Annotated in this window: 20 protein-coding genes and 2 tRNA genes; 7 read left to right on the top strand and 15 right to left on the bottom strand. The window is 66.7% G+C overall.

Annotated elements, in window-relative coordinates; genetic code table 11:
• Positions 1-60 precede the first annotated feature (60 nt).
• A tRNA-Leu gene (locus tag WG921_RS00745) sits at positions 61-147 on the bottom strand.
• A gap of 105 nt (positions 148-252) precedes the next feature.
• Here WG921_RS00745 and lipB point away from each other — a divergent pair.
• The 5 genes from lipB to WG921_RS00720 all read left to right on the top strand — a co-directional run bounded on the left by lipB (position 253) and on the right by WG921_RS00720 (position 4591).
• Positions 253-909, top strand: a complete 657-nt coding sequence (gene lipB, locus WG921_RS00740) for a lipoyl(octanoyl) transferase LipB (protein ID WP_340107251.1) — start codon at positions 253-255, stop codon at positions 907-909.
• 12 nt (positions 910-921) lie between these two features.
• Positions 922-1344: a c-type cytochrome gene (locus WG921_RS00735; protein WP_340107250.1), complete on the top strand. Its 423-nt coding sequence runs from the start codon at positions 922-924 to the stop codon at positions 1342-1344.
• A 294-nt stretch (positions 1345-1638) separates the two neighbouring features.
• Positions 1639-3291, top strand: a complete 1653-nt coding sequence (locus WG921_RS00730) for a cytochrome c oxidase subunit I (protein ID WP_340107249.1) — start codon at positions 1639-1641, stop codon at positions 3289-3291.
• Positions 3292-3308: 17 nt separating this feature from the next.
• Positions 3309-3869, top strand: a complete 561-nt coding sequence (locus tag WG921_RS00725; RefSeq protein ID WP_340107248.1) for a DUF2244 domain-containing protein — start codon at positions 3309-3311, stop codon at positions 3867-3869.
• An 83-nt stretch (positions 3870-3952) separates the two neighbouring features.
• On the top strand, positions 3953-4591 hold the full coding sequence (locus tag WG921_RS00720; RefSeq protein ID WP_340107247.1) for a response regulator transcription factor: 639 nt from the start codon (positions 3953-3955) through the stop codon (positions 4589-4591).
• Here WG921_RS00720 and queG read toward each other — a convergent pair.
• From queG to WG921_RS00695, 5 genes are all read right to left on the bottom strand, one after another.
• Complete coding sequence (gene queG / locus WG921_RS00715) at positions 4583-5704, bottom strand: tRNA epoxyqueuosine(34) reductase QueG (RefSeq protein WP_340107246.1); 1122 nt, start codon at positions 5702-5704, stop codon at positions 4583-4585. The two genes, WG921_RS00720 and queG, sit on opposite strands and share 9 nt — an antisense overlap.
• A 2-nt stretch (positions 5705-5706) precedes the next feature.
• On the bottom strand, positions 5707-6375 hold the full coding sequence (gene fzlA, locus WG921_RS00710) for an FtsZ-binding protein FzlA (protein ID WP_340107245.1): 669 nt from the start codon (positions 6373-6375) through the stop codon (positions 5707-5709).
• A 56-nt stretch (positions 6376-6431) separates the two neighbouring features.
• A complete protein-coding gene (mtgA, locus tag WG921_RS00705; protein ID WP_340107244.1) occupies positions 6432-7118 on the bottom strand; it encodes a monofunctional biosynthetic peptidoglycan transglycosylase in 687 nt (228 codons plus the stop codon).
• 120 nt (positions 7119-7238) lie between these two features.
• Entirely contained in the window at positions 7239-11771 is a 4533-nt protein-coding gene (gene gltB, locus WG921_RS00700) for a glutamate synthase large subunit (RefSeq protein ID WP_340107243.1), read from the bottom strand.
• 91 nt (positions 11772-11862) lie between these two features.
• Positions 11863-13293, bottom strand: coding sequence for an NAD(P)-dependent oxidoreductase (locus WG921_RS00695; RefSeq protein ID WP_340107242.1), 1431 nt, complete (start codon positions 13291-13293; stop codon positions 11863-11865).
• Between the two features lie 248 nt (positions 13294-13541).
• Between WG921_RS00695 and WG921_RS00690 the strand changes: the two genes are divergently transcribed.
• On the top strand, positions 13542-14345 hold the full coding sequence (locus tag WG921_RS00690) for an undecaprenyl-diphosphate phosphatase (protein WP_340107241.1): 804 nt from the start codon (positions 13542-13544) through the stop codon (positions 14343-14345).
• A 45-nt stretch (positions 14346-14390) separates the two neighbouring features.
• Here WG921_RS00690 and WG921_RS00685 read toward each other — a convergent pair whose 3' ends face one another.
• On the bottom strand, positions 14391-15377 hold the full coding sequence (locus tag WG921_RS00685; protein WP_340107240.1) for a complex I NDUFA9 subunit family protein: 987 nt from the start codon (positions 15375-15377) through the stop codon (positions 14391-14393).
• 237 nt (positions 15378-15614) lie between these two features.
• Here WG921_RS00685 and WG921_RS00680 point away from each other — a divergent pair.
• Positions 15615-15701: transfer RNA gene (locus WG921_RS00680), tRNA-Leu, on the top strand.
• Positions 15702-15966: 265 nt separating this feature from the next.
• Here the strand turns inward: WG921_RS00680 and WG921_RS00675 are convergent.
• The 8 genes from WG921_RS00675 to WG921_RS00640 form a co-directional block, all read right to left on the bottom strand.
• Positions 15967-16413: a tripartite tricarboxylate transporter TctB family protein gene (locus tag WG921_RS00675; RefSeq protein WP_340107239.1), complete on the bottom strand. Its 447-nt coding sequence runs from the start codon at positions 16411-16413 to the stop codon at positions 15967-15969.
• A 4-nt stretch (positions 16414-16417) separates the two neighbouring features.
• Complete coding sequence (locus WG921_RS00670) at positions 16418-17932, bottom strand: tripartite tricarboxylate transporter permease (protein ID WP_340107238.1); 1515 nt, start codon at positions 17930-17932, stop codon at positions 16418-16420.
• A gap of 21 nt (positions 17933-17953) precedes the next feature.
• Entirely contained in the window at positions 17954-18904 is a 951-nt protein-coding gene (locus WG921_RS00665) for a tripartite tricarboxylate transporter substrate binding protein (protein ID WP_340107237.1), read from the bottom strand.
• Positions 18905-18948: 44 nt separating this feature from the next.
• On the bottom strand, positions 18949-20103 hold the full coding sequence (locus WG921_RS00660; RefSeq protein WP_340107236.1) for a UxaA family hydrolase: 1155 nt from the start codon (positions 20101-20103) through the stop codon (positions 18949-18951).
• Between the two features lie 121 nt (positions 20104-20224).
• Positions 20225-22114 (bottom strand): TRAP transporter permease, encoded by a 1890-nt coding sequence (locus WG921_RS00655; RefSeq protein WP_340107235.1) that lies wholly within the window; start codon positions 22112-22114, stop codon positions 20225-20227.
• A gap of 56 nt (positions 22115-22170) precedes the next feature.
• Positions 22171-23202, bottom strand: coding sequence for a TAXI family TRAP transporter solute-binding subunit (locus WG921_RS00650; protein WP_340107234.1), 1032 nt, complete (start codon positions 23200-23202; stop codon positions 22171-22173).
• 83 nt (positions 23203-23285) lie between these two features.
• Entirely contained in the window at positions 23286-24437 is a 1152-nt protein-coding gene (locus tag WG921_RS00645; RefSeq protein ID WP_340107233.1) for a UxaA family hydrolase, read from the bottom strand.
• A gap of 10 nt (positions 24438-24447) precedes the next feature.
• Positions 24448-24729, bottom strand: coding sequence for a UxaA family hydrolase (locus tag WG921_RS00640; RefSeq protein WP_340107232.1), 282 nt, complete (start codon positions 24727-24729; stop codon positions 24448-24450).
• Positions 24730-24735: the final 6 nt, after the last annotated feature.

The raw sequence follows: 24735 nt of genomic DNA, 5'->3' as shown, positions 1-24735 counted from the left end.
CGCAAGAGCCGACTCTCCCCTTCACAAGGGTGGCCGGGCTTCGCAGCCAGACAAGAAAGATGGTGCGGTCGAGAAGACTCGAACTTCCACGGGAGTTACCCCACAGCGACCTCAACGCTGCGCGTCTACCAATTCCGCCACGACCGCATTTCATGACAGCGCGCGGGGAATAGCACCGGGTTCGCGCGATGTGAAGGGGAGAAATGCGTCTTTCGCCTTGCCCCGCCCTTCGTCCGGGCTTTAGGTCGGCCCATGGTGGAATGGCGGATCAGCGACGCGCCGGTGGATTACACCGAGGCGGTCTCCTGGCAGGAGCGGCGGGTGGAGGAGATTCTCGCCGGGCGGGCGGAGGAATGCGTCTGGCTGCTCGAGCATCCGCCCCTCATCACCGGGGGGACCAGCGCGCGGACCGAGGATCTCCTGCAGCCCGATCGGTTTCCGGTCCATCGGACCGGGCGCGGCGGCGAGTTCACCTATCACGGGCCGGGCCAGCGCGTGATCTACGCGATTCTGAACGTCGGCGCGCGGGGGCGCGACGTGCGCGCATATGTTCGCAATCTTGAGGAATGGACGATCCGCGCAATCGCGGAATTCGGGGTGAAGGGCGAGCGCCGCGCCGGCCGCGTCGGGATCTGGGTGACCCGCCCCGACCTCCCGCCGGGCCCCGACGGACGGCCCGCCGAAGCGAAAATCGCCGCGATCGGCGTCCGGCTGCGACGCTGGGTCGCGTTTCACGGAATCGCGCTCAACGTTGAACCCGATCTCTCTCATTATGATGCAATCGTTCCCTGCGGCCTGCGCGACTATGGGGCGACAAGTCTCGTTGATCTCGGCGCGCCGGCGAGTATGTCTGAAGTCGATCAGGCGCTGAGGCGAAGTTTTGCTTCTGTGTTTGACCGGAAACCTTAGGAGAGAGAAATCATGCTTCGCGCACTCACAATGATCGCAGCCATGCTGTTCGCCGGAAGCGTATACGCCGACGGCGACGTCGCCAACGGCGAGAAGCTCGTGTCGAAGAGATGCAAGGCTTGCCACACCATATCGAATGGCGACGAGGTCATTCTGAAAGGCGGCAAGACCGGCCCGAATCTCTATGGAATCATCGGCCGCCAGGCGGGAACCTACGATGATTTCCGCTATGGCGACGATATCGTCGCCGCTGGCGAGAAAGGCCTCGTCTGGACCCCGGACGAGATCGAGGACTATCTCGAAGACCCGAAAAAGTTCCTCGCCGAATATCTCGACAACAAAAAGGCGCGCTCCAAGATGGCGTTCAAGCTGCGCAAGGAGGACGACCGCGAGGATATCGCCGCCTATATCGCCACGCTGCCCGCGTCGAACTGAGGCCTGGCGCGCATTCCGCGATCCGGCGGATTGCGCGCCGCCTCACCGGGGCGCCCACCTGACGTGAGAGGCGGCGGGCGGGCCCTTACGCCAGGACGCCGGCGCGCGCGGCGCCCCCTCGGGACGGCGGGCGAGGCGCCCGTTCCCGATCGGTCGGAGACCGATTCACAATGGCGACGTGAAGCCGCAGGTCGCGACGATTCAAACGGTTGAGGCGGAGCGCCAATCCCGGTATTGCGAGGGTGAGAGCGTCGTAAGGATCGCGGCGCGGACCGAGGGTCTGGGAGACTGCAAATGGCTGACGCCGCCGCGCACGACGCGCACCATCACGAAATGGGATTTTTCACCCGGTGGTTCATGTCCACGAACCACAAGGATATCGGCGTTCTCTACATGCTCGCCACGGCGGCGCTCGGCCTCGTCTCGGTCGGGTTCACGATGTTTATGCGGCTCGAGCTGATGGACCCGGGCGTCCAGTACATGTGCATGGAGGGGCTGGCGGCGGCCGACTGCACGCCGAACGGGCATCTCTGGAACCTGATGATCACCTATCATGGCGTCCTCATGATGTTCTTCGTGGTGATCCCGATGCTGTTCGGCGGTTTCGGCAACTATTTCATGCCGTTGATGATCGGCGCGCCTGACATGGCGTTCCCGCGCCTGAACAACCTCTCGTTCTGGCTCTTCATCGCCGGGGCGTCGCTCGCCGTGCTCTCGCTGTTCGTGCCGGGAGGCTCCGGGCAGGATGGCGTCGCCGTCGGCTGGGTGCTCTACGCGCCGCTTTCGACGCAGGAGCCCGGCTATGCGATGGATCTGATGATCTTCGCGATCCATCTCTCCGGCGCCTCGTCGATCCTCGGCGCGATCAACATGATCACGACCTTCCTGAACATGCGCGCGCCGGGCATGACCCTCTTCAAGGTGCCGCTCTTCGCCTGGTCGATCGTAATCACCGCGTTCATGATCCTCTTCGCGCTTCCCGTGCTTGCGGGCGCGATCACCATGCTGCTGACCGACCGGAACTTCGGCACCACGTTCTTTGACGCCTCCGGCGGCGGCGACCCGATCCTCTACCAGCATATTCTCTGGTTCTTCGGCCACCCCGAGGTCTACATCATCGTCATGCCGGGCTTCGGCATCATCTCCCATGTCGTCTCGACCTTCGCCAAGAAGCCGATCTTCGGCTATCTCGGCATGGTCTGGGCGCTGATCGCCATCGGCCTGCTCGGGTTCCTCGTCTGGGCCCACCACATGTACACCGTCGGCATGAGCGCGAACTCGCAGGCCTATTTCATGCTCGCGTCGATGACGATCGCGGTCCCGACCGGGATCAAGATCTTCTCCTGGATCGCGACGATGTGGGGCGGCTCGATCGAGTTCAAGACGCCGATGCTCTACGCCTTCGGCTTCATCTTCCTGTTCACGGTCGGCGGCGTCACCGGCATCGTCGTCAGCCAGGCCGGCATCGACCGCGTCTATCACGACACCTATTACGTGGTGGCCCATTTCCACTATGTGATGAGCCTCGGAGCGGTGTTCGCGGCCTTCGCGGGATACTACTACTGGATTGGCAAGATGTCGGGCCGGCAGTATCCCGAGCTGGCGGGCAAGCTGCAGTTCTGGATGCTGTTCATCGGCGCCAACCTCACCTTCTTCCCGCAGCACTTCCTCGGCCGCCAGGGCATGCCGCGGCGCTATATCGACTATCCCGAGCAGTTCGCGCTCTGGAACTATGTCTCCAGCTGGGGCGCGTTCATCTCCGGCGCGTCGCTGCTCTTCTTCGTCGGAATCATGTGGTATACGGTGACGAGGGGCGCGAAGATCTCCGAGCACGCCTATTGGGGCGAGCACGCGGACACGCTGGAATGGACCCTGTCCAACCCGCCGCCCGCCCATACGTTCGTAACGCTGCCGACTCCCGACATGTGGGACAAGGCGCGCCACTGAATGGAGCGTCGCGCCTGATGGCGACCGATAGCGAAAGATTGACCGCGGCCGGGGGGGACCTCCCGGCCGCGTCTCGTTTGTCCGGCGCCGACCCGTTCCAGCGGACGGATCCGCCGGCCTGGTCGGTGACGCTCTGGCCGCATCGCTCGCTGCCGCCTAAAGGATTCCGCCAGCTGATGTGGTTCTGCGCCGTGATGATGGCCCTGCCGATCCTCGCGCTCTCGGGCACGCCGGCGGCGGCGCTGACGCTCACGCCCTATGTCGGCGCCGCGCTCCTCGCTCTCTGGGCGCTGATCAGGCTCAGCTATCGGAACGGTCGGCTGACGGAGGAGTTGCGGCTCTGGCCCGATGTGATCGCGGTCGAGCGGCGGGAGCCGCGCGGCCGGATCCGCCGCTGGGCGGCCAACCCCTACTGGGTCGACATCAGCCTCGTCGACACGAGGAATGTCGAGCATTACCTGACGCTCCGCGGCGCGGGACGCAAGATCGAGCTCGGCGCCTTCCTCACTCCCGATGAGCGCGTCGCCCTGGCCGCGGAGCTGCGCGCCAGGATCGCCGCGCTCCACCGGCCGATCTGATTCGCATCCCTCCGTCCCGACATCGCGGGAGCGCCGATACGCCTCGCTTGGCAGGGTTGCGTTCCCCTGCCATAACGTCGCCCATGAGCCCGATCTCCCTTTCCCAGCGCCGTCCGCAGCCGATCACCGTCGCGGTGATCGACAAGAACCCGCTGGTGCATCGCGGGCTTGACCAGATGCTGCGCGAGGATGGGCGGTTCGAACTGGTGATGTCGGCGCCGGATGGCGACGTGTTCCTCGCCGATTACGCGTCGCGCGGCGTGGCGGCGCCTGTCGATGTCGCGGTTTCGGGCTGGGTGATGCCGAGGGGCGGCGACGGCAAGAGCCTGCTGCAGCGGATCTCCTCCATGGCGAACCCGCCGAAAGTGGTGATCTACACCGGGGAGATGTCCGACATGGCGCTCCGCGCCGCGATTCGGGAGGGGGCGGCCGGCCTCGTGCACAAATCGGAGCCGCCCGAACGGCTCCTGCAGGCGATCGCCACCGCGGCCGCCGGCGGCCGCGACTTTCCCGCCGCCGCCCGGCGCCAGCCTCCGATGGAGGCGCTGACCAAGCGCGAGCAGGAAATGCTCGCGGCGCTCGCGCGGGGCGCCTCGAACAATCAGCTCGCGGACGAGCTCGGCGTCAGCGTGAACACGGTGAAGTTCCACCTTCGCAATCTTTACGAAAAGCTGAATGTCCGGAACCGCGCGCAGGCGGTGGCGATGTTTCTCTCAGAATAGCGGAGCCTGCAGCGCCGCCTCCCATTCCTCCAAAACCTCCGGATCCGCCTCGGGGCGGCGGAGCGCGGCGAGTTCGTCCCGCCCGAGCAGCCGCGACAGCGCCCAGACCGCCGCGCCCCTGACCAGCGGCGCCTCGTCCGCGAGCCGGGCCTGCGCCGCCGGCGCCAGCGCCGGGTCGCCCGAATTGCCGATGGCGACGAGAACGTTCCGGATGAACCGCGCCCGGCCGATCCGCTTCACCGGGGAGCCGGAGAACAGCGCCCGGAACGCGGCGTCGTCCAGCGCGGACAGCTCGGCGAGCGCCGGCGCGGTCAGCGCCGGGTTCTCCCGATAGCGAATCTCGCTCGCGAGGCGCGCGAACTTGTTCCACGGGCAGATCGCGAGGCAATCGTCGCAGCCATAGATCCGGTTCCCGATCAGCGGGCGCATCTCCCGCGGGATCGGGCCTTTCAACTCGATCGTGAGATAGGAGATGCAGCGCCGCGCATCGAGTTGATAGGGCGCGGGGAACGCCGCCGTCGGGCAGATGTCGAGGCAGCGCCGACAGCCGCCGCAGCGGTCCTCATGGCGCGCGTCGGGCGGGAGATCCAGCGTGGTGAAGATCGCGCCGAGGAAGACCCAGGAGCCGAACTCCCGGCTGACGAGATTGGTGTGCTTGCCGCGCCAGCCGAGCCCGGCGGCTTCCGCGAGCGGCTTCTCCATCACTGGCGCGGTGTCGACGAAAACCTTGATCTCCGCCCCGGTCTCCGCGACCAGCCAGCGCCCGAGACGTTTCAGCCGCTTCTTCACCACGTCATGGTAGTCGCGCCCGCGCGCATAGACCGAGATCGCGCCCCGATCCTTCCGGTCGAGCAGCGCGAGCGGGTCGCTCGACGGCCCGTAATCCTCCGCCAGCATGATGACCGAGCGCGCCGCGGGCCAGAGCGCGGCCGGGCTCCCGCGCCACGCGGTCCGCTCCGCCATCCAGCCCATCTCGCCATGGCGGCCCGCGGCGAGGAACCCCGCCAGCGCGGGCTCGGTCTCCTCGATCATCGCGTCGGGGCGGGTGACGCCGATGGCGGCGAAGCCCTCCGCGCGGGCTCGCTCCTCCAGCGCGGCGCGAAGATCGGCCATGGTCAGAAGTCGAGATCGGCGTAATGCGGCTTCGGCGGAAAGCCGGGGATGTGGTCGGCGAGAAGCGGCCGGAACGCCGGGCGCGATTTCACCCGCGCGTACCAGTCCTTCGCGGCCGGGGCGATATCCCAGGGGCAATCGCCGCAATAGTCGATGCAGGAGAGATGCGCGGCGGCGGCGAAATCCGCGAGCGAAAGCTCGTCGCCCGCGAGCCATTTCCGGCCCTCGATCAGCCAGCCGATATATTCGAGATGGTGCTTTACGTTCTTCGCGCCCGCCTTGACGAAGGCGCTGTCGGGGTAGCCGGTCTTTTTCAGCCGCTTGTTCACCCGCTCGTAGACCAGATTCACCGTCACCTCGCGGTGGAACTTGTCGTCGAACCAGGCGACGAGCCGGCGCGCCTCGGCCCGGTCGATCGGGTCGGACGGGAGAAGCCGCGGCGCCGGGCCGGTCTCCTCCAGATATTCGCAGATCGCATTCGAATCGGAGATCACCGCGCCTTCCATGGTGATGAAGACCGGCACCGAGGCGGCGGGGTTGAGCCGGAGAAAATCGATCCGCCGCTCCCAGGGGCGCTCCTCCACCAGTTCCACCTCGATCCGTTTTTCGCCGAGCGCGAGGCGCACCTTGCGGCAGAAAGGGGAAAGCGGGAGATGAAAAAGGCGGCGCATGGGATCCTGACTCGATGCTGCGACTTCCGCCTCAGTGCCCCCTCGGGGCGAGGAAATCAACCGCCGCGCGAGACACAGGCCGCCCGTCCTTCGGCGCGGAGCGTGTCGGCGCCGCGCGCGATCGCGCCGGCGCGGCGCTGAACATAGCCGGAGGGCCGGGCGGCGCTCCGCTCACGCGGGTTCGGCAGGATCGCGGCGATCCGCGCCGCCTCGCGCAGGCTGAGATCGGCGGCCGATTTCCCGAACCAGTGACGCGCCGCCGCCTCGGCCCCGAACACGCCCGGCCCCATCTCGGCGATGTTGAGATAGACCTCCATGATCCGCGCCTTCGGCCAGCTCATCTCGATCAGAACGGTGAAGCCCGCCTCGAGCCCCTTGCGCACCCAGTTCGAGTCCGGCCAGAGGAACGCGTTCTTCGCCACCTGCTGGGTGATGGTGGAGGCGCCGCGCCGGCGCTTCTTCTCCGACAGCGCCTTCCGGATCGCCTCGACGTCAAAGCCGTAATGGGCGCAGAAACGCGCGTCCTCTCCGCCCATCACCGCGCGGGCCAGGTCCGGGGAGATCTCGTCGAGATCGCGCCAGTCGCGGCTGACGTCGCCTAGCCGGATCCATTCGGCCGCGATGAGATAGGTGATCGGCGGATTGACCCAGCGATAGGCGACCACCCAGCAGACCGCGAAAAGCGTCAACGCCAACACGAGACGGAACGCGCGCCGCCGCGCCTTGCGCGCCCATCGGCGCACGGACCTCACCGCCGGAGCCCGCCGCGCCGGCTCGGTGTCGCGCGAAGCGCGGAGGTGCATCCATCGGGCCGCATGGCCGCGACATACCCGAGAAGCGCCGCGCCGACAATCGCGGCGGCCTCAGGCGGCGCCGGCCTCCAGCTCGTCCGAAAGCGGATGCGCCAGACGATTCAGCATCTCCTTCGGGCAGATCTGCCAGAACCGGCCCAGCGCCACGTCCCATTCGCGGAGAAGCTCCGCCGCCCGCGGGCTCGCGGTCTCGCGCGCGTGCTCCTCGATGAGCGCCTTCAGCTCCGCCTCCCAATATGCGGAGCCGATCCGCCGCCAGACGATGCTTTCCGGGTTCGCCCGGCTTTCGAAGCCGTTGGCCGGGTCGTAGACGAACGCCATGCCGCCGGTCATGCCGGCGCCGAAATTGTCGCCGAGCCGACCGAGGATCACCGCGACGCCGCCGGTCATGTATTCGCAGCCGTTGGAGCCGCACCCTTCGATCACCGCGATCGCGCCGGAGTTCCGCACGCCGAACCTCTCGCCCGCGCGGCCATTGGCGAAGAGCCGCCCCGCCGTCGCGCCGTAAAGCACGGTGTTGCCGATGATGGTGTTCTCATGCGGCGTGAGCGGGCTGCCGAGCGGAGGCCGAATGGCGATGACGCCGCCCGAAAGCCCCTTGCCGACATAATCGTTCGCGTCCCCATGCACCTCGATCTTCAGCCCGGGCGCCGCGAACGCGCCGAGGCTCTGCCCGGCCGAGCCGTTCAGCCGCACCGTCAGATGATCGGCCTGCAGCTCGTTTCGCATCCCGAACCGGCGGACGATATGCGAGGAGACGCGCGCGCCGACCGTGCGGAGCGTGTTTCGCACGGTGTAATTCAGCTGCATCTTCTCACCGTCGCGGAAGAAGGGCTGCGCATCGGCGACGATCTGCGCGTCGAGCGTGTCGGGAACCTCGTTCCGCTTCTTGCCCATCGGATAGGAGAGCGACGCCCCCTCGTCGACGCGCACCAGCATCGGGTTGAGATCCAGGTCGTCGAGATGCGCGGCGCCGCGGCTGACCTGCGCCAGAAGGTCGGCGCGGCCGATGATCTCCTCCATGGAGCGGACGCCGAGCCCGGCCAGAATTTCGCGGATCTCGGTGGCGAGGAAGGTGAAGAGGTTCACCACCTTGTCCGCGGTGCCGGTGAACTTCGCGCGGAGACGCGGATCCTGCACGCAGACGCCGACCGGGCAGGTGTTCGACTGGCATTGGCGCACCATGATGCAGCCCATCGCGACCAGCGCGGCGGTGCCGATGCCGAACTCCTCCGCCCCCATCATCGCCGCGATCACGATGTCGCGCCCGGTCCGCAGCCCGCCATCGGTGCGGAGCGAGACCCGGTCGCGGAGCTTGTTGAGCGAAAGCACCTGATGCGCCTCGCTGAGCCCCATCTCCCACGGCAGGCCGGCGTATTTGATCGACGTCTGCGGGCTGGCGCCGGTGCCGCCATTATGGCCCGCGATCAGGATCACGTCCGCCTTCGCCTTGACGACGCCGGCGGCGATGGCGCCGATGCCGGTGGCGGCGACCAGCTTCACGCAGACCTTCGCCTCGGGGTTGATCTGCTTCAGGTCGTAGATGAGCTGCGCCAGATCCTCGATCGAATAGATGTCATGATGCGGCGGCGGCGAGATCAGCGTGACCCCCGGCGTGGAGAGCCGCAGCTTCGCGATCATCTCCGTCACCTTGAAGCCGGGAAGCTGCCCGCCCTCGCCCGGTTTCGCGCCCTGCGCGATCTTGATTTCGAGCTCGGCGCAGTTGTTCAGGTATTCCGCCGTCACACCGAAGCGGCCGGAGGCCACCTGCTTGATTCTGGCGGAGGGATTGTCGCCGTTCGGCTCGGGCTGGAAATGCTTCGGGTCCTCGCCGCCCTCGCCGCTGTCGGATTTGGCGCCGATCCGGTTCATCGCGATGTTCAGCGTCTTGTGCGCCTCGGGGCTGAGCGCGCCGAGGCTCATGCCCGGAGTGACGAAGCGCTTCCGGATCGAGGTGATGCTCTCGACCTCGTCGAGCGGCGCAGGCGCGCCGAGCGGCTTGAAATCGAGCAGATCGCGCAGATGGATCGGGGGCTGCGCCCGCATCGTCCCGGAATAGGCCTTGAACCGCTCGTAGGATCCGGTGTCGACCGCCGATTGCAGGAGATGGAGCGCGTCCGCGCCCCAGGCGTGGGTCTCGCCCTTGCGCCGGGATTTGTAGATCCCGCCGATCGGCAACGCCTCGGCCCCGGAGCGGAACGCCAGCGCGTGAATCTCCGCGGTCTTCTTCTGGATGCCGGAGATTCCGATTCCGGAGATCCGCGACGGCATGCCGGGGAAATATTCCGCCACCATGGCGCGCGAGAGGCCGACCGCCTCGAAATTGAGCCCGCCCCGATAGGAGGAGACGACGGAGATTCCCATTTTCGACATGATCTTCAGGAGACCCTGATCGACCGCTTCGCAATAGCGTTCGACCGCAGTTTCCACCGACATGTCGAGCAACCCCTTGTCGACCCGCGCCGCCAGCGATTCCTGCGCCAGATACGCGTTCACCGTGGTCGCGCCGGCGCCGACCAGGACGGCGAAATAATGCGGATCGAGGCATTCGGCCGCGCGCACGTTGAGCGAGGTGAAGGTCCGCAGACCCTGCCGCACCAGCCAACTGTGAACGGCGGAGGCGGCGAGGATCATCGGCATGCCGATGTTCTCGGCGTCGATCCGCTCATCGGTCAGGATGAGATGCATCGCCCCGCCGCGCACGGCCCGCTCCGCTTCATAGCGGATCCGCTCCAGCCCCTGGGCGAGCGCGTCCTCCGGCCCGTCGACCGGAAACAGGCAGTCGATCTCCGCCACCTGGTCGCCAAAGGCGGCCTTCATCGCCATGAACTGGCCGGTCGAGACCACCGGGCTCTCCAGCGTGACGATCTCGGTCTGGGCCGAGGATTGATCGAGCACGTTGGTGAGATTGCCGAACCGGGTCTTGAGGCTCATCACCCGGTGCTCGCGGAGGCTGTCGATCGGCGGGTTCGTCACCTGGCTGAAATTCTGCCGGAAGAAATGCGAAAGCGGCCGGTAGCGGTTCGACAGCACCGCGACGGGCGTGTCGTCGCCCATCGAGCCGATCGCCTCTTTCGCGTCCTCCGCCATCGGATGCAGGATCGCCTCCAGCTCCTCGATCGAGTAGCCGGCCGCGATCTGCCGGCGCCTGAGCTGACCAGCGTCGAAAATCCGCGGCTCGGCCTGATCCGCGACGATGGATTCGAGATCGGTGATCCCGGCGGTCCATTCGGCGAAAGGCTCCATGGCGGCCAGTTCGTCCTTCAGTTCGACATCGCGCATGAGCCGCGCTTCGGCCATGTCGACGGCGATCATCTGGCCGGGGCCGAGCGCGCCCTTCTCACGGACGGTCGCCTCGTCGAACGGGGCCATTCCGGTCTCCGACCCCGCGATCAGCAGCCCGTCGCCGGTCACCACATAGCGGATGGGGCGGAGGCCGTTCCGGTCCGCGCCGGCCATCACCCAGCGCCCATCCGTCGCGGCGAGCGCGGCCGGCCCGTCCCAGGGCTCGATCACCGAGTTGGAGTAGGCGTACATCGCGCGCCATTCTTCCGGCATGCCGGTCGTCGCCTTGGACCAGGCCTCGGGCGCCAGCATCGTTTTCGCCATCGGCGCGCTCCGCCCGGCGCGGACCATCACCTCGAACACGCCGTCGAGGGCGGCGCTGTCGGAAGCGCCCGCCGGGATGATCGGCTTGATCTCCTCGGCCATGTCGCCGAAAGCGGCCGACGCCATGCGAATCTCGTGGCTCCGCATCCAGTTGCGGTTGCCCTTCAGCGTGTTGATCTCCCCGTTATGGGCCAACATGCGAAACGGCTGCGCCAGCCACCATTGCGGGAAGGTGTTGGTGGAGTACCGCTGATGGTAGATCGCGAACGCGCTCTCGAAACGCGGATCCTGAAGATCGGGATAGAAGACCGCGACATCCTGCGCCAGCATCATCCCCTTGTAGATGACGGAGCGGCACGAGAGCGAACACACATAAAACCCCGAGATCTGCGCGGCGGCGACCGCCTTCTCCGCCCGCCGGCGGATGACGTAGAGCTCGCGCTCGAACGTCTCCTCATCCACGCCCTTGCGGTTGGCGATGATGATCTGCTCGATTTCGGGGCGGGTGGCGTTCGCCTTCTCGCCGAGGCAGGCGATATCGACCGGCACCTGGCGCCAACCGTAAATATTGTAGCCCAGTCGCAGGACTTCGGTCTCCATGATCGTGCGGCAGGTCTCTTGCGCGCCGAAATCGCTCCGCGGCGTAAAGATCATGCCGATGGCGATGGCCTCGCCCGCTTCCGGCTCATGGCCGGTGCGCCGGATCTGATCGGTGAAGAACGCCTTCGGAATCTGGACATGGATGCCGGCGCCGTCGCCGGTCTTGCCGTCGGCGTCGATCGCGCCGCGATGCCAGACCGATTTCAGCGCGGCGACGCCGATCTCCACCACCGAACGGCGCGGGGCGCCGTCCATGGCGACGACAAGGCCGACGCCGCAGGAGGAGCGCTCGTCCTCTTCGCGAAACATGCCTCTCGCCGCGAGGTCTGCGCGGGCGGCTTCATGGGCCTTCGCCCAGGCGGCGTCATGGGTCATGGACTTCCTCATGTTTGTGGCGCGATCAGCGCAAAGACCTCTTTCGTGGTCATTTTCGGCGGATCGCCGGCGCGCGGGTCGGGCGTGTCTTTCATTCGGCCGCGATCCTGGCGGCGTCGATCTCGGCGATGATGGCGTCCGCCGCCTCGCGCCCATCCCGGATCGCCCAGACCACGAGCGAGGCGCTCCGCGCGATGTCGCCGACCGCGTAGACGCCCGGGAGCGAGGTCTGGTGGGTTCGGAAATGGGTTCTGATCGTGCCCTGGCGCGTCACCTTGAGATCTTCGACGCCCCAGAGCCGGGGCAACTCTTCCGGCTCGAAGCCGAGCGCCTTGATCACGAGATCCGCTTTCAGCGTCTCTTCGGAGCCCTCGATCTCCTCCGGGGTCTGCCGGCCGGTGGCGTCCGGCGCGCCGAGCCGGATATGGATGATCCGCACGCCCGAGACGCTTTCATGGCCGACGAACCCTTTCGGGGCCGTCCGCCACACGAACTCGACGCCTTCCTCCTCGGCGTTCACGACCTCGCGTTGAGAGCCGGGCATGTTCGCCCGGTCCCGCCGATAGAGGCATTTGACCGATTTCGCGCCCTGGCGCACGGCGGTGCGCACGCAATCCATCGCCGTGTCGCCGCCGCCGATCACCACGACATCCTTGCCGGCGGCGTCAAGCTCGCCGGAATCGAACGCGGGGACGGCGTCTCCGAAGCTCTTGCGGTTCGACGCGGTCAGATAATCGATGGCCTGCGCCAAGCCGTCCAGCCCCGCCCCCGCCCCGCCGACATCGCGGCTCTTGTAGACTCCGGTGGCGATGATGACGGCCGCGTGGCGGCTCCGAATCTCGTCGAACGGAATATCGCCGCCGACATCGACGCCCAACCGGAACTCCACCCCGCCATCGGCGAGCTGCGCGTTCCGCTGCATCACCACCGACTTCTCCAGCTTGAAGCCGGGGATGCCGTACATCATCAGCCCGCCCGCGCGGTCGTAGCGGTCATAGACCACGACCTGAAACCCCGCCCGCCGCAGCCGGTCCGCCGCCGCGAGGCCGCCCGGCCCGGCGCCGATGATCCCGATGCTTTCAGGGCGCTCCACCGGCGGCGAGATCGCGTCGACCCAGCCTTCCTCGAAGGCGAGGTCGGTGAGGTATTTCTCGATGGCGCCGATGGTGACCGTGCCGTGGCCGGCCTTCTCGATCACGCAATTGCCTTCGCAGAGACGGTCCTGAGGGCAGATCCGGCCGCAGATCTCGGGAAAGGTGTTGGTGGACTGGCTGAGCTCATACGCCTCGCGAAGACGCCCCTCCGCCGTCAATTTCAGCCAATCGGGAATGTTGTTGTGCAGCGGGCAATGCGACTGACAGAACGGGACGCCGCATTGCGAACAGCGCGCGGCCTGCTCGGCCGCCTTCTCCCGCGCGTATTCGCGGTAGATTTCATCAAAATCGGCGCTCCGCGTTCCGGCGGCGCGCTTTTCGGGAGTCTCGCGCGCCACATCGACGAATTTCAGCATTCGTTGCGCCATTCCCTCTGCTCCTCGGTTGCTCATGCATCCCTGCGGGGGAGTTGCTTATAGCAGGCCTTGGTCGATAAAAAGTCAGTATGTATGACCTATCTGGCGTTTTTTATGCAGATGACGTTCACATTTCCGATCCTTTTTATAATTTAGGGAACGCTTATTGACCTATATGCGCTCCTTCACCCGCGCCAACGCCCGGCCTAACCTGCGGGCCTCGCGAATCACTTCGCCCCCTTCTGTCGCCGGATCCCTCCATGCCTCTGCTTCATCTCGTCATCCTCGCGTTGATCCAGGGCGTGACGGAATTTCTGCCGATCTCGTCATCCGGCCATCTTGCGCTTTACCCATTGCTCACCGGCGTCGCCGACCAGGGGCTCGCGCTCGACGTTTCGGTGCATATCGGCACGCTCGCGGCGGTGATGCTCTATTTCCGGGCCGACGTGGGCGCGGCGGCGCGAGGCGGTTTCCGGCTTCTTCGCGGCGACGCCAAGACCCCGGACGCCGCGCTCGCACTGATGCTGATCGTCGCCACGATCCCGGCGGTCCTCGTCGGCGGCCTGCTGTCCGCGCTCGGCGCGACGGAGGCGCTGCGCTCTCTTTCGGTCATCGCCTGGGCGACGCTCATCGGCGGCGCCCTTCTCTGGCTGGCCGACCGCTACGGCGCCCAACGCCTCGACGCCGGCCAGTGGCGCCTTCGGGACGCGCTGCTTCTCGGTCTCGTTCAGATCGCCGCGCTCATTCCGGGGATGAGCCGCTCCGGCGTCACCATCACCGGCGCGCGGGCGCTTGGCTACCGGCGGCCGGACGCGGCGCGGATCTCCATGCTGATGTCGATCCCGGTGATCATCGCCGCCGGCTGTCTGGTCGGGCTGGAGCTTGCGCAATCCGGCGACCCGGCGCTCACGACCGACGCGGCGCTGGCGGCGTTTCTCTCGTTTCTCGCCGCGCTGGCCGCCATCGCGCTTTTCATGAAGATGCTTCAGACGTGGTCGATGACGGTTTTCGTCCTCTACCGGTTCGCGCTCGGCGCGGCGCTTCTCATGATCGTGTACGGCTGACGCCGCGCCGGGTTTCTGCGGCGGCGCCAGTCTTGCGGGCCGCGCTCAGGTCTTCAGCCGCTCCGCCGATTCCATGATGGCGTCGAACTGGCCGTTCGGCCGGTAGGAATAGAGATAATCGCCGATCACGCTCTCAACGCTGGTCGGCGAGACGCCCATGTCCTCCAGCGTCCGCGCCCCATCCGATACGACATTGTCGACGCGCAACAGCTTAACCTGGTCGCTGGTGATCTGCCGGTTGGGGACAAGCCCGAATGTGACCGCCTGCACGGCGTCGAGCAGGCCCGCGACGATTTTCGCGGCGAAGAACGGGATTGGCAGCACAAGCCGGCGGCGGCGCACTTTCTTCAGCAGGATCTCGATGAGCTCACGGAACGTGTAGACCCGCGGCCCGCCAAGCTCATAAAGCCCCGGCGCCGCGTCGCCCACCGCCGCACGGCAGGCCGCCTCCGCGACATCGTCTACATAGACCGGCTGGAACCGCGTCCCCGCCCCGACCAGAGGCAGGACGAGGGTGAATCTCGCCATCGCGGCGAAGCGGTTGAAGAACTGGTCCTCGCGCCCGAAGACGACCGACGGGCGGAGGATCGTCGCGTCCGGGAACGCCGCCGCCACCGCGGCCTCGCCCGCGGCCTTCGTCCGCGCATAGGCGCTGTCCGATTCGGGATCGGCGCCGATCGCCGAGACATGAACCAGCCGCGCCGCGCCGCATTCCGCCGCGAGCCGCGCAATCCGGGCCGCGCCATCGGCCTGCACGGCCTCGAAGCGCTGGCGGCGGTTCTGATAGAGGATGCCGACGCAGTTGATCACCGCCGTCGCCCCCTCGATCGCCCGGCGGGTCGAGGCTTCGTCGCGAATATTCGCCAGGATCGGCTCGACCTGGCCGACCTCCCCGTAGGGCCGAACGAAGATCGCCTCGTTCGGCCGGCGCACAGCCACGCGCACGCGCCAGCCGCGCCGCGCCATCCGGCGCGCGACATAGCGGCCGACGAAGCCTGATCCGCCGAAAATGGTCACGATAGGGGGGGCCATCTCACTCTCCCGTCAGAGGCGTTTCGCCGCCCCTTTTAGGCCGCCCCGGCGCCCCGGCTCAAGAGCCGATGCGCCGACGTGTTGACGCGCCTCCCCCCGGCCGCGCGATCGGCTCGGGCGAAAGACGCGCCAGGCGCGCGGACGCGACAAGCCGCGACCGAGGCTTCCCCCCCACGAGGACGCCAAGGCCCGTTGACACCTTTTCGCGCCCAGCGTAAACGACCGTCTCGCCCCAAAGCCCAGGTGGCGGAATTGGTAGACGCGCCAGCTTCAGGTGCTGGTGTCCGCAAGGACGTGGAAGTTCGAGTCTTCTCCTGGGCACCAAAGCAAAGCTCAAGGTCCAATGCCCATTGGACTTTCGAGCTTTCGATTTTCCCAAGCTCATAAGCCGCCCCACGGCGGCGACCGGCGACGCCTGAACGGGACGTCCCACATGAGCGTGTCGCAGCGGATTGCGACGCGCCGCCGAGCCGTCAGCGAGCGGAACGCCCGCTCGCCCTGGTTGCGACATGCATCCTCGTCATAAGGGACCGGCGAACGGGCGATCTCCCCGCCGGGCCGCAGACCTCCGCTCGCTCGGGTCGCGAACCTAAAACAATGTCGGCACGTTGACCTTCAGCATCGCCGAAAAGACCACGTAGAGCGCCGTGACCACGCCTGCGGTCGTGAGGATGGCCACCCCGACCGAGCGTAGCGTGAGCGTCTGACCGTCCTTTATTCGCATGGTTATCGGGTAGAGAAGCGCAAGGTAGACGGCGCTGGCCGTATAGAAGCCGATCGTCGGGACCGCGGCGATATAGACGGCGACGGACGCCGAAACGCAGAGCGCGAAGATGAAGCCGCGATTCAGAACCTTCGTCGCGGTCGGCTCGCGGATCTCCCGAACGAGGGCGATGATCGCGGTGAGGCCGATCACGGCCAGAATCATCCTCGGGAACACGCCCGCGGGGTACATGAGGTCCGCGGTCTGGGCCCAGAAAACGCCGACCGCGGCGATCGCGATCAGATAAACGCCCGAGGCGTATGTCACACGCATGATCTCACCCCGCTCCCATGGCCGTTTTCATTTTCTCGCGGCGCTCGAGGATGAATGCGGTCACCACCGTCGCGGCGCAGAGCAGAATCAACACGATGGAGATCGGGCGGAACACGAAGACGTCGAGCAGATTGTCCGCCGAGCGCCCGATCATCAGCGAGAGGCCGAAGCCCTGCTCGGCGATCGGGCCGAGCACCAGCCCGAGCCCCATCGGGCCAAGCGGAATGTCCGCCTTCGACAGGAGGTAGGCCAGGAAGCCGGCGCCGGCCATCACGACGACGGAATAGAGGCCGTAGGAGGCCGCGTAGGCCCCGATGACGCAGAACACGATGATTGTTGGCGAGATGAAGGACGACGGCACGAGCAACACCCGCACGGTCGCCCGGATCATCACGGCGCCGACAAAGAGCATGAGGACGTTGGCGACGATCAACGAGGCCATGAACGCGTAGGCGACGTCGCCGCTGTCGCGGAGGAGGCCGACGCCGGGCTGGATGCCGAAGGCCAGAAGCGCGCCGAGGATGATGGCCGCGTTGGCGCTGCCGGGGATCCCGAGGCCCATCATCGGAACGAGCGAGCCCGAGACCTGCGCGTTGTTGGCGCTTTCGGAGGCGATCAGCCCCTCGATCGCGCCTTTGCCGTAGCGCGATGGATCGCGATCCCAGCGCCGCGCCTCATTGTAGGCGATCAACGATGCGATGACGCCCCCGGCGCCGGGCAGGACGCCGACGCCGGTGCCGATGAGCGACGAGCGCAGGATGAGCCACCACCTCTTCACGAAGACCGGAATGAGGGACCGGATCACGCGCCGCCGGGGCTTGTACTCCACGATGTAGGAGGAGCGGTCCTCGAGCAGCTTGAGAGCTTGCGAGAAAGAGAAAATGCCAAGGAGCGCCGGCACCATTCCGATCCCCTCGATCAGCGGCGAATAGCCGAAGGTGAACCGCGGCAGGCCGATGGAGGGATCGAGTCCGATCGTCGCCAGCAGCATGCCGAGCGCCCCCGAGAAGACGCCTTTCACCATGTTGCCGGAGGACATCGCCGCGATGGTGAGAAGCCCGAGGATCGCGAGCCAGAAATACTCCGGAGGGCCGAACGCGAGCGAGATCCGGGCGAGAGGGCCGAAGCTCGCGATCAGGATGACGGTGCCGACGAGGCCGCCGACAACCGAGGCGATCAGCGACGCGTAGAGCGCGTCGTCCGCGCGGCCCTGCAACGTCATCGGATAGCCGTCGAACGTGGTCGCGAGGGAGGAGGGCGTGCCGGGCGTGTTGAGCAGAATCGCCGAATTGGCGCCGCCGTAGATCGCGGCGGAGTAGATCGCCCCGAGCATGGCGAGCCCCGTGACAGGGTCGAGGCTGTAGGCGATCGGCAACATCAGCGAGATCGCCATCACCGAGGTCAGGCCGGGGAGCGTTCCGATGACGATGCCGCCGACGATGGCGGCGAGCATCACCAGAACGATCCGGGGCGCGAGGGTCGCGGCGAAACCGTCCGAGAGATAGGCGAGACTTTCCATTGCACGTCCCTCGCTATGCGATCACTTCGCCTGCGCTTCTTTGAACAAGCGGGCCGCGGCGTTTTCGTAGCCGAGGAGCGATTCCTCCAATTCGTCACCGGACATCCAGTTCGGCGACTGTCCGACCTTCTTCAGTTCCGCCTGGAGATTCGGATTGTCGTAAATCGCCTTGAACCCGGCGCGCAGGCGCGCCGCGACAGCGTCTTCGAGGCCGGCCGGCGCGATGAAGATGCGGCCGGTGCGCATGACGAGATCGACACCCTGCTCCTTGAGCGTCGGCACATCCGGCAACGCGTCGTCGCGCTCGGCGCCGGCGAGGGCGAGGAACTGCGTTCCATCTTTCGAGCCGAGGAAGGGCGGCAGGCCCGCGACGCCCGCATCGACATGGCCGCCAAGCACCGCCGCGACGAGCTGCGAGCCGCCGGGGAAGGGCACGACGGTGATGTCGATTTCACTGGCGTCCGCGATCTGCAGCGCGAGGAGATGGGAGCCGCCGAATTGATCCGCGGTGCCGAGCGTCAGCTTCCGGGGGTTGGCTTTCGCGGCCGCGATGAAGTCCGCGAGCGTCTCGTAGCCGCTGTCGGGCGCAGTCGCGATCGCGACGGGGTCTCCGGCCACCTGTCCGAGGAAGGTGAAGTCTTCGAGGGTGTATTGCGCGACGCCGGTTATCGGCCCGAGAGCGATCTGAGGCACGTTATAGGTGCCGATGGTGTAGCCGTCCGGCTCGGCGGTGGCGACCACGTTGGCGCCGATATGGCCGCCGGCGCCCGGCCGGTATTCAAAGGTGAAGTTGGCGCCGAACTCGTCGGCGGCGAATTTGTCCACGGTGCGGGCGATGAGGTCGCTGCCGCCGCCGGGGCCGAAGGGCACGACCATGGTGATCGGCCGGTTCGGAAAACCGTCATCCGCAACGGCGGGCGCGGCGAGGGCCGCGCCAAAGAGCAGGGCGGCGGCGATGGTGTGAATCTTCATGCGTTTGTTTCTCCCTTTTGAGTGTGGTCGAGCAGGTCCGCGTTTCAGAGCGAGCGCTCGAATCGGCTGACCGTGGTGACTTCTTCACCGAAGATCTCGGCGCGGGTGAGCCCTCCGCTCGCGACCTCCATCGCGGCCCCCATGACGAGCGCGCCAGCGTCCTGCAGGCTTATGTCGCCGCTCAGCAGAACTCCGACGTCGACGTCGATGTGGTCGGCCATGCGCGAAAGCGTGGTGGCGTTCCCGCTGACTTTCAGCGTGGGCGAGAGCGGCGCCCCGAGCTGGTTGCACTGCCCCGTCGAGAACAGGATCATCTGGCAACCGCCGGCGGACAGCGCGGTGATGGACTCGGCGGCCGGCGCGGCGGTGTCCATCAGGTTCAACCCCGGCTTCCGGGGCCGCTCGCAATACTCCAGGAAGTCCGCCACCGGCCGCGTCCCGCCCTTGAGGATGGCGCCGAGCGATTTCTCCTCGATCGTCGTCAATCCGCCGCGCATGTTGTCGGCGGTCGGTTGCTGGCCCCGGATATCGACGCCGCGCTCATGCGCGTCTTGCTCCACCCGCTCAACAGCCTCGATGATCCGTTTCGCGACATCGGAATCCACGGCGCGCTCGGCGAGGAGATGCTCGCCGCCCATCCATTCCGACGTCTCGGACAGGATGACGGATCCGCCGGCGTCGACCAGAAGATCCGCCATCGCGCCGACGGCCGGATTCGATGCGAGCCCCGAGGTGGTGTCGGACCCGCCGCACTCCACCCCGACGATCAGAGAGGAAATCGGGCAAGGTTCGCGCCGCTTCCGGGACGCGGCGAATGTCTGTTCGGCGACCCAGCGCACGCCGCGCGCCGTCGCGTTGATCGCGCCGCCGTCGCCCATCAGCGTGACGATCTCCACGGGCTTTCCGGTCGCCGCGATGGGGGCCGCCACCCGCTCGGCGGAGGTCGGCTCGAGGCTGACCACGAGGACCGCCGCGACGTTCGGGTTGGCGCCGAGGCCCGCCAGCGCCCGCACGGTCATCTCGTAGTCGAAACCGATCTGCCCGCGCCCGAATGAGATCGAGATCGGCACGGCGCCGCGGACGCTCGATGCGATGCGATGCGCGGTCGGGCTGGCGGTGTCCATGGCGGAGAGGACCACCACATGGTTCCGGATCCCGACAGACCCGTCATCGCGTCGATAGCCGAGAAACTCAGTCATCGCGCGACCCTCCCAAGGCGAAGTGGGAGTCCGGTTCTGGGCGCTGCGGTTGGTCTGATCATGGCGCTCTCCTTTGATTGCGCGGTTCTCGGGTTGGGTGCGGGGGACCCCGCACGGGTCATCATGCGGCGCCGGAGCGTGGCGCGGCGGCCCGCGACCGGCGTCTCAACTGCAAGGTCGTGACGAATGCGAGCAGGAGGACAGCGACGGCGAGCAGCGGCATGGCGCCCGCCACGATCCAGGCGAAGGCGAAAGCCGCCGACGCCCCCGCCGCCGCGATGTCGAGCGCCGACGCGGGGCCGACGAAATGGCGGACGGTGACGATCTGGAGGCTGACGGTCGCGACAAGCCAGGCGAAGATCGGCAGCAGCGCGCCCATGTTCAGCGGGAACGTGAGGATGTCGCCATGATAGATGAAGAGAAACGGCAGGATGATCGGCCCCGCCATCAGCCTCATCGACGCCCATGCGGCGCCCCAGAAACTCGTTTCCGCGATCCTCGACGCGACGATCACCGCGGTCGCGACGGGCGGCGTCACCGCGGCGTAGACGGCGAAATAATAGACGAACATGTGGGCGGCGAGCGGATCCACCCCGAGCGCGCTCAGGGCGGGGATCATCATGATCGCCACCATCGTGTAGGCGGCGACGGTAGGCAGCCCGCAGCCCAGAATGAGCGACGCCAGCATGATCAGCAGGAGCGCCAGGAACGTGTACCCGCCCGCGAGCCCCGAGAGCGCGCTGGCGAATTTCGGGCCAAGCGCGGTCGTGATCAGGGATTGCGCGACAAGCGATATGACCACGATGACGATCGCCAGCCCCGCGCCCTGCTGCGCGCCCGAGACCAATCCATCAAGGATTGTCCGGAGCGAGGTCACGAATCCCGTTTTCGAACGCCAGGTGGAGGGCCTGAGGAGCGTCGAGACGACGATCGCGGCGATGGCGAACACGACCGCGGTCGTCGCCGAGTAGCCGTTCATCAGGAAATAGACCAACGTCGCCATCGGCGCGAGAAAGGGAAGTATCTCGCCGCGAATGCACCTGAAGTCGGGCGGGTCGCATTCTTCGATATGGCCGGACTTTCGAACGATGAACGCGATCACGAGCAGGACCGAACCGAAAAAGAGAAGCGCCGGGACAAGCGCCTGCAACGCGATGTCCACGTAGCTGACGCCAAGAAACGCAGCCATGATGAACGCGCCGGCGCCCATGACCGGCGGCAGGACCTGCCCGCCGCAAGACGCGACGGACTCCATCGCGGCGGCGTCCTCGGCGCGAAAGCCCTGGCGCTTCATCGTCGGGATCGTGAAAACGCCGGTGATCGCCACATTGGCGACGGTCGCTCCCGTCACCGTCCCGAGGAGCGCGCTCGAGATGACGCTCGTCACCGCCGCGCCGCCCTTCAGGAGCCGCCCCATCCAGTTGCCGAGCTCCATGAACAGGCGCGTGACGCCGGTGGAGGCGAGAAGCGCCCCGAAGATCATGAAGAGAAAGATGATGTTGGCGGAGATCGGCGTCACCTGCCCGTAGAGACCGGTTCCTCCCGAGGATATCAGGAAGGTCATGGCGTATTCGAACGAGGGGTGCGACGCGGCGCGCATCGCGCCGGGGATGTTGTCGCCGAAGAAGAAATAGGACAGCCCGATCACGGCGAGGGAGGCGATTATGACCCCCCATTCCATCCAGCACAGGATGATGACGGCGACGATGATGGCGATTCCCGCGACCACCTGAGGCGTGGTCAGCCCTATTCCGAAACGAAGCTCGAGCTCTTCGCTGATCTGAAAGAAATAGACGCTCGCGGCCAGCGCCGCGACGAGGCACGCGATGGCGAGGGCGCGAAATGCGCCCCGCCGCCGCCGGGCCTGATCGACGCCCACGATGAGGGCGGCGAAGCCGACATGGATGATCGCATGCTCGCCCTCGGTGAACGGCCGCTCGAATGCGAACCCGAGGTGATAGAGAGCCGCCAGAAGCGCGGCGCCCGACGCGAAGACAGATATCCAGTTCATGGCTCTATCCCTGTGCGGGGAAGCGCGGGAGCGGCTCCCGCGCAAGCTCCGGGTCGCTATTCGATCAGACCCGCGTCCCGATACGCGCGGAGCGCGCCGGGATGCAGGTCATCGGCCCGCCAGTCGCCGAGGAGCCCTTCGCCGGAGGCGATGACGCGGAACGTCGCGGCGTAGTCCGGCAACGCGTCCGCGTTTTCGATCATGAACTTGGTAAGCTCGTAGGCGTCCTCCTCGGGGAAGTCCTTGTGGACCGAGATCGCGGCGGGCGCGAAGATCCAGTTCACGCTCCGGTCGCCCACCGCCTCCGGGATCTGATCGCCGGAGACCTTGATCGGCCGGAAGCGCATGCCCTCCTCCACCGCCTTCTGGAACGCCGCATCCGGAAAGCCGACCAGATAGATGTCGCGCCCGGACGCGAAGAGTTGGTTCACGACACCCGGCTTGAAGGCCTGTTTTCCGTCCGGCGAAATGACGATCTGCGAGATGATCGCCTTGGTCCGGTTCTCCGCCAGCGCCTCGTGCGAGGGAGCGGTTCCCATGAACTCCATATCAGGGCGCGTGTCCGGCATGCCCTTCTCGAAGAACAGCGCCGGCAGCCCGCCCCAATGCGCCTGCGCGCGGCGGCCGAGCGCCAGGGGTTCGCCATCAAGATCGGTCGCGGACTCGATCGAGGGATCCGTGGTCAGCACGCCGATCGCGCCATAAAAGCCGTTGAACAGCACCTTGACGTCGGTACGGACCTCGGGATGTTTCTCGGCGAAGAACGGCTCGATACCCTGTTCCGCGTAGGTGTAGTCGAGCAGGCTCGTACAGCCGATCGTGTTCACCCATTCGCCGCCCGTCATCAGATTCACCGTGATGGCGGTCGAACCCGGACCTTCCGCATTCGTCACCCGGAGCGTCGGATGGCGTTTCTGGGTCAGATCCTGAATGGCGTTGCCGACAGTGTACATGATCGAGCCGAACGGCGCGCAACGGAACCCGATTTCCTTCTCCTGGGCGCTTGCGCCGCTCGCGAGTCCGACAGCGATGAGCGTGGAAAGCGCGAGCGCGCGGCGTCCGGCTCTTGGCGTGATCATTGCCTTCATGGTGCACGTCTCCCTTTTTTTGCCGCCGGGTGCTTTTTTTACTCCCGCCGTCGCCCCCGGCGGGCGCGGCGGGAGGGTCGAGGTCACATCGAGGGTTCGAAACGGCTGATCGCGGTTTCACGCACATCCAGCACTTCCGAACAGGTGAGGGCGCCGGAGGCGACCTCCATCGCGAAGTCGAAGAGCCGCCCGCCAGCCTCGCGGAGCGGCGTTCCGCTTTCGATGACGTCGGACACGTCGAAATCGATGTTGTCGCTGAACGTGGCCACCGTGTTCCGGTTGCCCGACACCTTCAGCGTGGTCGCGACCATGCCGCCGATCGGATTGCCGACCCCCGTGGAGAAGAGGATGAGTTGACATCCGCCGGCCGCGAGCCCGGTCAACGACTCCACCGCAGGCGCGGGCGTCGCCATGAAATGGAGCCCCGCCGTCACCGGCGCTTCGCCGTATTCGAGCACGCCGACGAGCGGGGAGGTTCCGGCCTTGGACATCGCGCCGAGGGCCTTTTCCTCGATCGTCGTCAACCCGCCGCGAATGTTGTCCTTCGTGGGATTGGAGCCCCTGAGATCGATCCCGCGCGCCATCACCTCCTGCTCGAAGTCGTGGATGGCGTCGAGAAACCGCTGTCCGACATCCTCTGTTTCGGCGCGCTCGGCGAAGAGGTGCTCGGCGCCGAAAAACTCGGACGTCTCCGAAATCACCACCTTGCCGCCGCCGGCGACCACCTTGTCCGCGACGACGCCGATCGACGGATTGGAGGCCAGGCCGGAGGTGGTGTCGGAGCCGCCGCACTCGACTCCGATGGTGAGTTTCGAGAGCGGCTGGCTCGTCCGCCTCTGACGGCTCGCCTCGCGCATCAGCCGCGCCGCATGCCGGACGCCGTGCGCCGTCGCCTCGATGGTGCCGCCGACGAGCTGGATGTTCACGACCTCCAGCGGTTTGCCGCAGGACCGGATGCGCGACGCCACCTCTTCGGTCGTCACCGGTTCGAGCCCGATCAGGACGATCGCCGCGATATTCGGGTTGCGCGCGAGCCCCGCGAGCGTGTCATAGGCGATGTCCAGATCGCGCCCGAGCTGGCCGCGCACGAAAAGCGTGGTGACCGGCAGCGCCCCCTCCACCGCGTTCGCGACCGCACGCGTGACGGGGTTGCAGTTGTCCATCACCGAAACGACGCCGACATGGTTGCGAAGTCCGACCTGGCCGTCAGGCCGCTCATATCCAAGGAATGACATCGGGCGCGCCTTACCGGTCGCCGCGGGCGCGGAGCGCCTCGACGTTGTGGGTGTGGACGTGATCGCCGATCGCGATATCCGCGGTCGCCCTGCCGATGACCTGACCGTATTTGAGGATGTCGTCCCCCACGGACAGCGCGACGACCGCGCATTTGTGGCCATAGGGAATGTCGTCCCGAAGCTCGACGGCGCCCGTGCGCTCCCCGCGCAGTTCCGCTGAGGCGCCTTTTGAGGCCTGATCGATCAGGGTGGCGACGTTGTCGTCGGGGTGAAGCACGATCGCACGGGTCATTACGTT

This window comes from Paludibacillus litoralis, from assembly GCF_037646705.1.
In the GTDB taxonomy this organism is placed as follows: Bacteria; Pseudomonadota; Alphaproteobacteria; order Rhodobacterales; family Rhodobacteraceae; genus Pikeienuella; species Pikeienuella litoralis.
Note: the sequence above shows the minus strand (reverse complement) of the source record. Positions and strands in the feature narration are given on the sequence as shown.

Bases quoted from the DNA above. Each gene is read 5' to 3' on its own strand.
- lipB (WP_340107251.1), top strand. From the start codon at position 253: ATGGTGGAATGGCGGATCAGCGACGCGCCGGTGGATTACACCGAGGCG.
- WG921_RS00735 (WP_340107250.1), top strand. From the start codon at position 922: ATGCTTCGCGCACTCACAATGATCGCAGCCATGCTGTTCGCCGGAAGC.
- WG921_RS00730 (WP_340107249.1), top strand. From the start codon at position 1,639: ATGGCTGACGCCGCCGCGCACGACGCGCACCATCACGAAATGGGATTT.
- WG921_RS00725 (WP_340107248.1), top strand. From the start codon at position 3,309: ATGGCGACCGATAGCGAAAGATTGACCGCGGCCGGGGGGGACCTCCCG.
- WG921_RS00720 (WP_340107247.1), top strand. From the start codon at position 3,953: ATGAGCCCGATCTCCCTTTCCCAGCGCCGTCCGCAGCCGATCACCGTC.
- queG (WP_340107246.1), bottom strand. From the start codon at position 5,704: ATGGCCGATCTTCGCGCCGCGCTGGAGGAGCGAGCCCGCGCGGAGGGC.
- fzlA (WP_340107245.1), bottom strand. From the start codon at position 6,375: ATGCGCCGCCTTTTTCATCTCCCGCTTTCCCCTTTCTGCCGCAAGGTG.
- gltB (WP_340107243.1), bottom strand. From the start codon at position 11,771: ATGACCCATGACGCCGCCTGGGCGAAGGCCCATGAAGCCGCCCGCGCA.
- WG921_RS00695 (WP_340107242.1), bottom strand. From the start codon at position 13,293: ATGGCGCAACGAATGCTGAAATTCGTCGATGTGGCGCGCGAGACTCCC.
- WG921_RS00690 (WP_340107241.1), top strand. From the start codon at position 13,542: ATGCCTCTGCTTCATCTCGTCATCCTCGCGTTGATCCAGGGCGTGACG.
- WG921_RS00685 (WP_340107240.1), bottom strand. From the start codon at position 15,377: ATGGCCCCCCCTATCGTGACCATTTTCGGCGGATCAGGCTTCGTCGGC.
- WG921_RS00675 (WP_340107239.1), bottom strand. From the start codon at position 16,413: ATGCGTGTGACATACGCCTCGGGCGTTTATCTGATCGCGATCGCCGCG.
- WG921_RS00670 (WP_340107238.1), bottom strand. From the start codon at position 17,932: ATGGAAAGTCTCGCCTATCTCTCGGACGGTTTCGCCGCGACCCTCGCG.
- WG921_RS00665 (WP_340107237.1), bottom strand. From the start codon at position 18,904: ATGAAGATTCACACCATCGCCGCCGCCCTGCTCTTTGGCGCGGCCCTC.
- WG921_RS00660 (WP_340107236.1), bottom strand. From the start codon at position 20,103: ATGACTGAGTTTCTCGGCTATCGACGCGATGACGGGTCTGTCGGGATC.
- WG921_RS00655 (WP_340107235.1), bottom strand. From the start codon at position 22,114: ATGAACTGGATATCTGTCTTCGCGTCGGGCGCCGCGCTTCTGGCGGCT.
- WG921_RS00650 (WP_340107234.1), bottom strand. From the start codon at position 23,202: ATGAAGGCAATGATCACGCCAAGAGCCGGACGCCGCGCGCTCGCGCTT.
- WG921_RS00645 (WP_340107233.1), bottom strand. From the start codon at position 24,437: ATGTCATTCCTTGGATATGAGCGGCCTGACGGCCAGGTCGGACTTCGC.
- WG921_RS00640 (WP_340107232.1), bottom strand. From the start codon at position 24,729: ATGACCCGTGCGATCGTGCTTCACCCCGACGACAACGTCGCCACCCTG.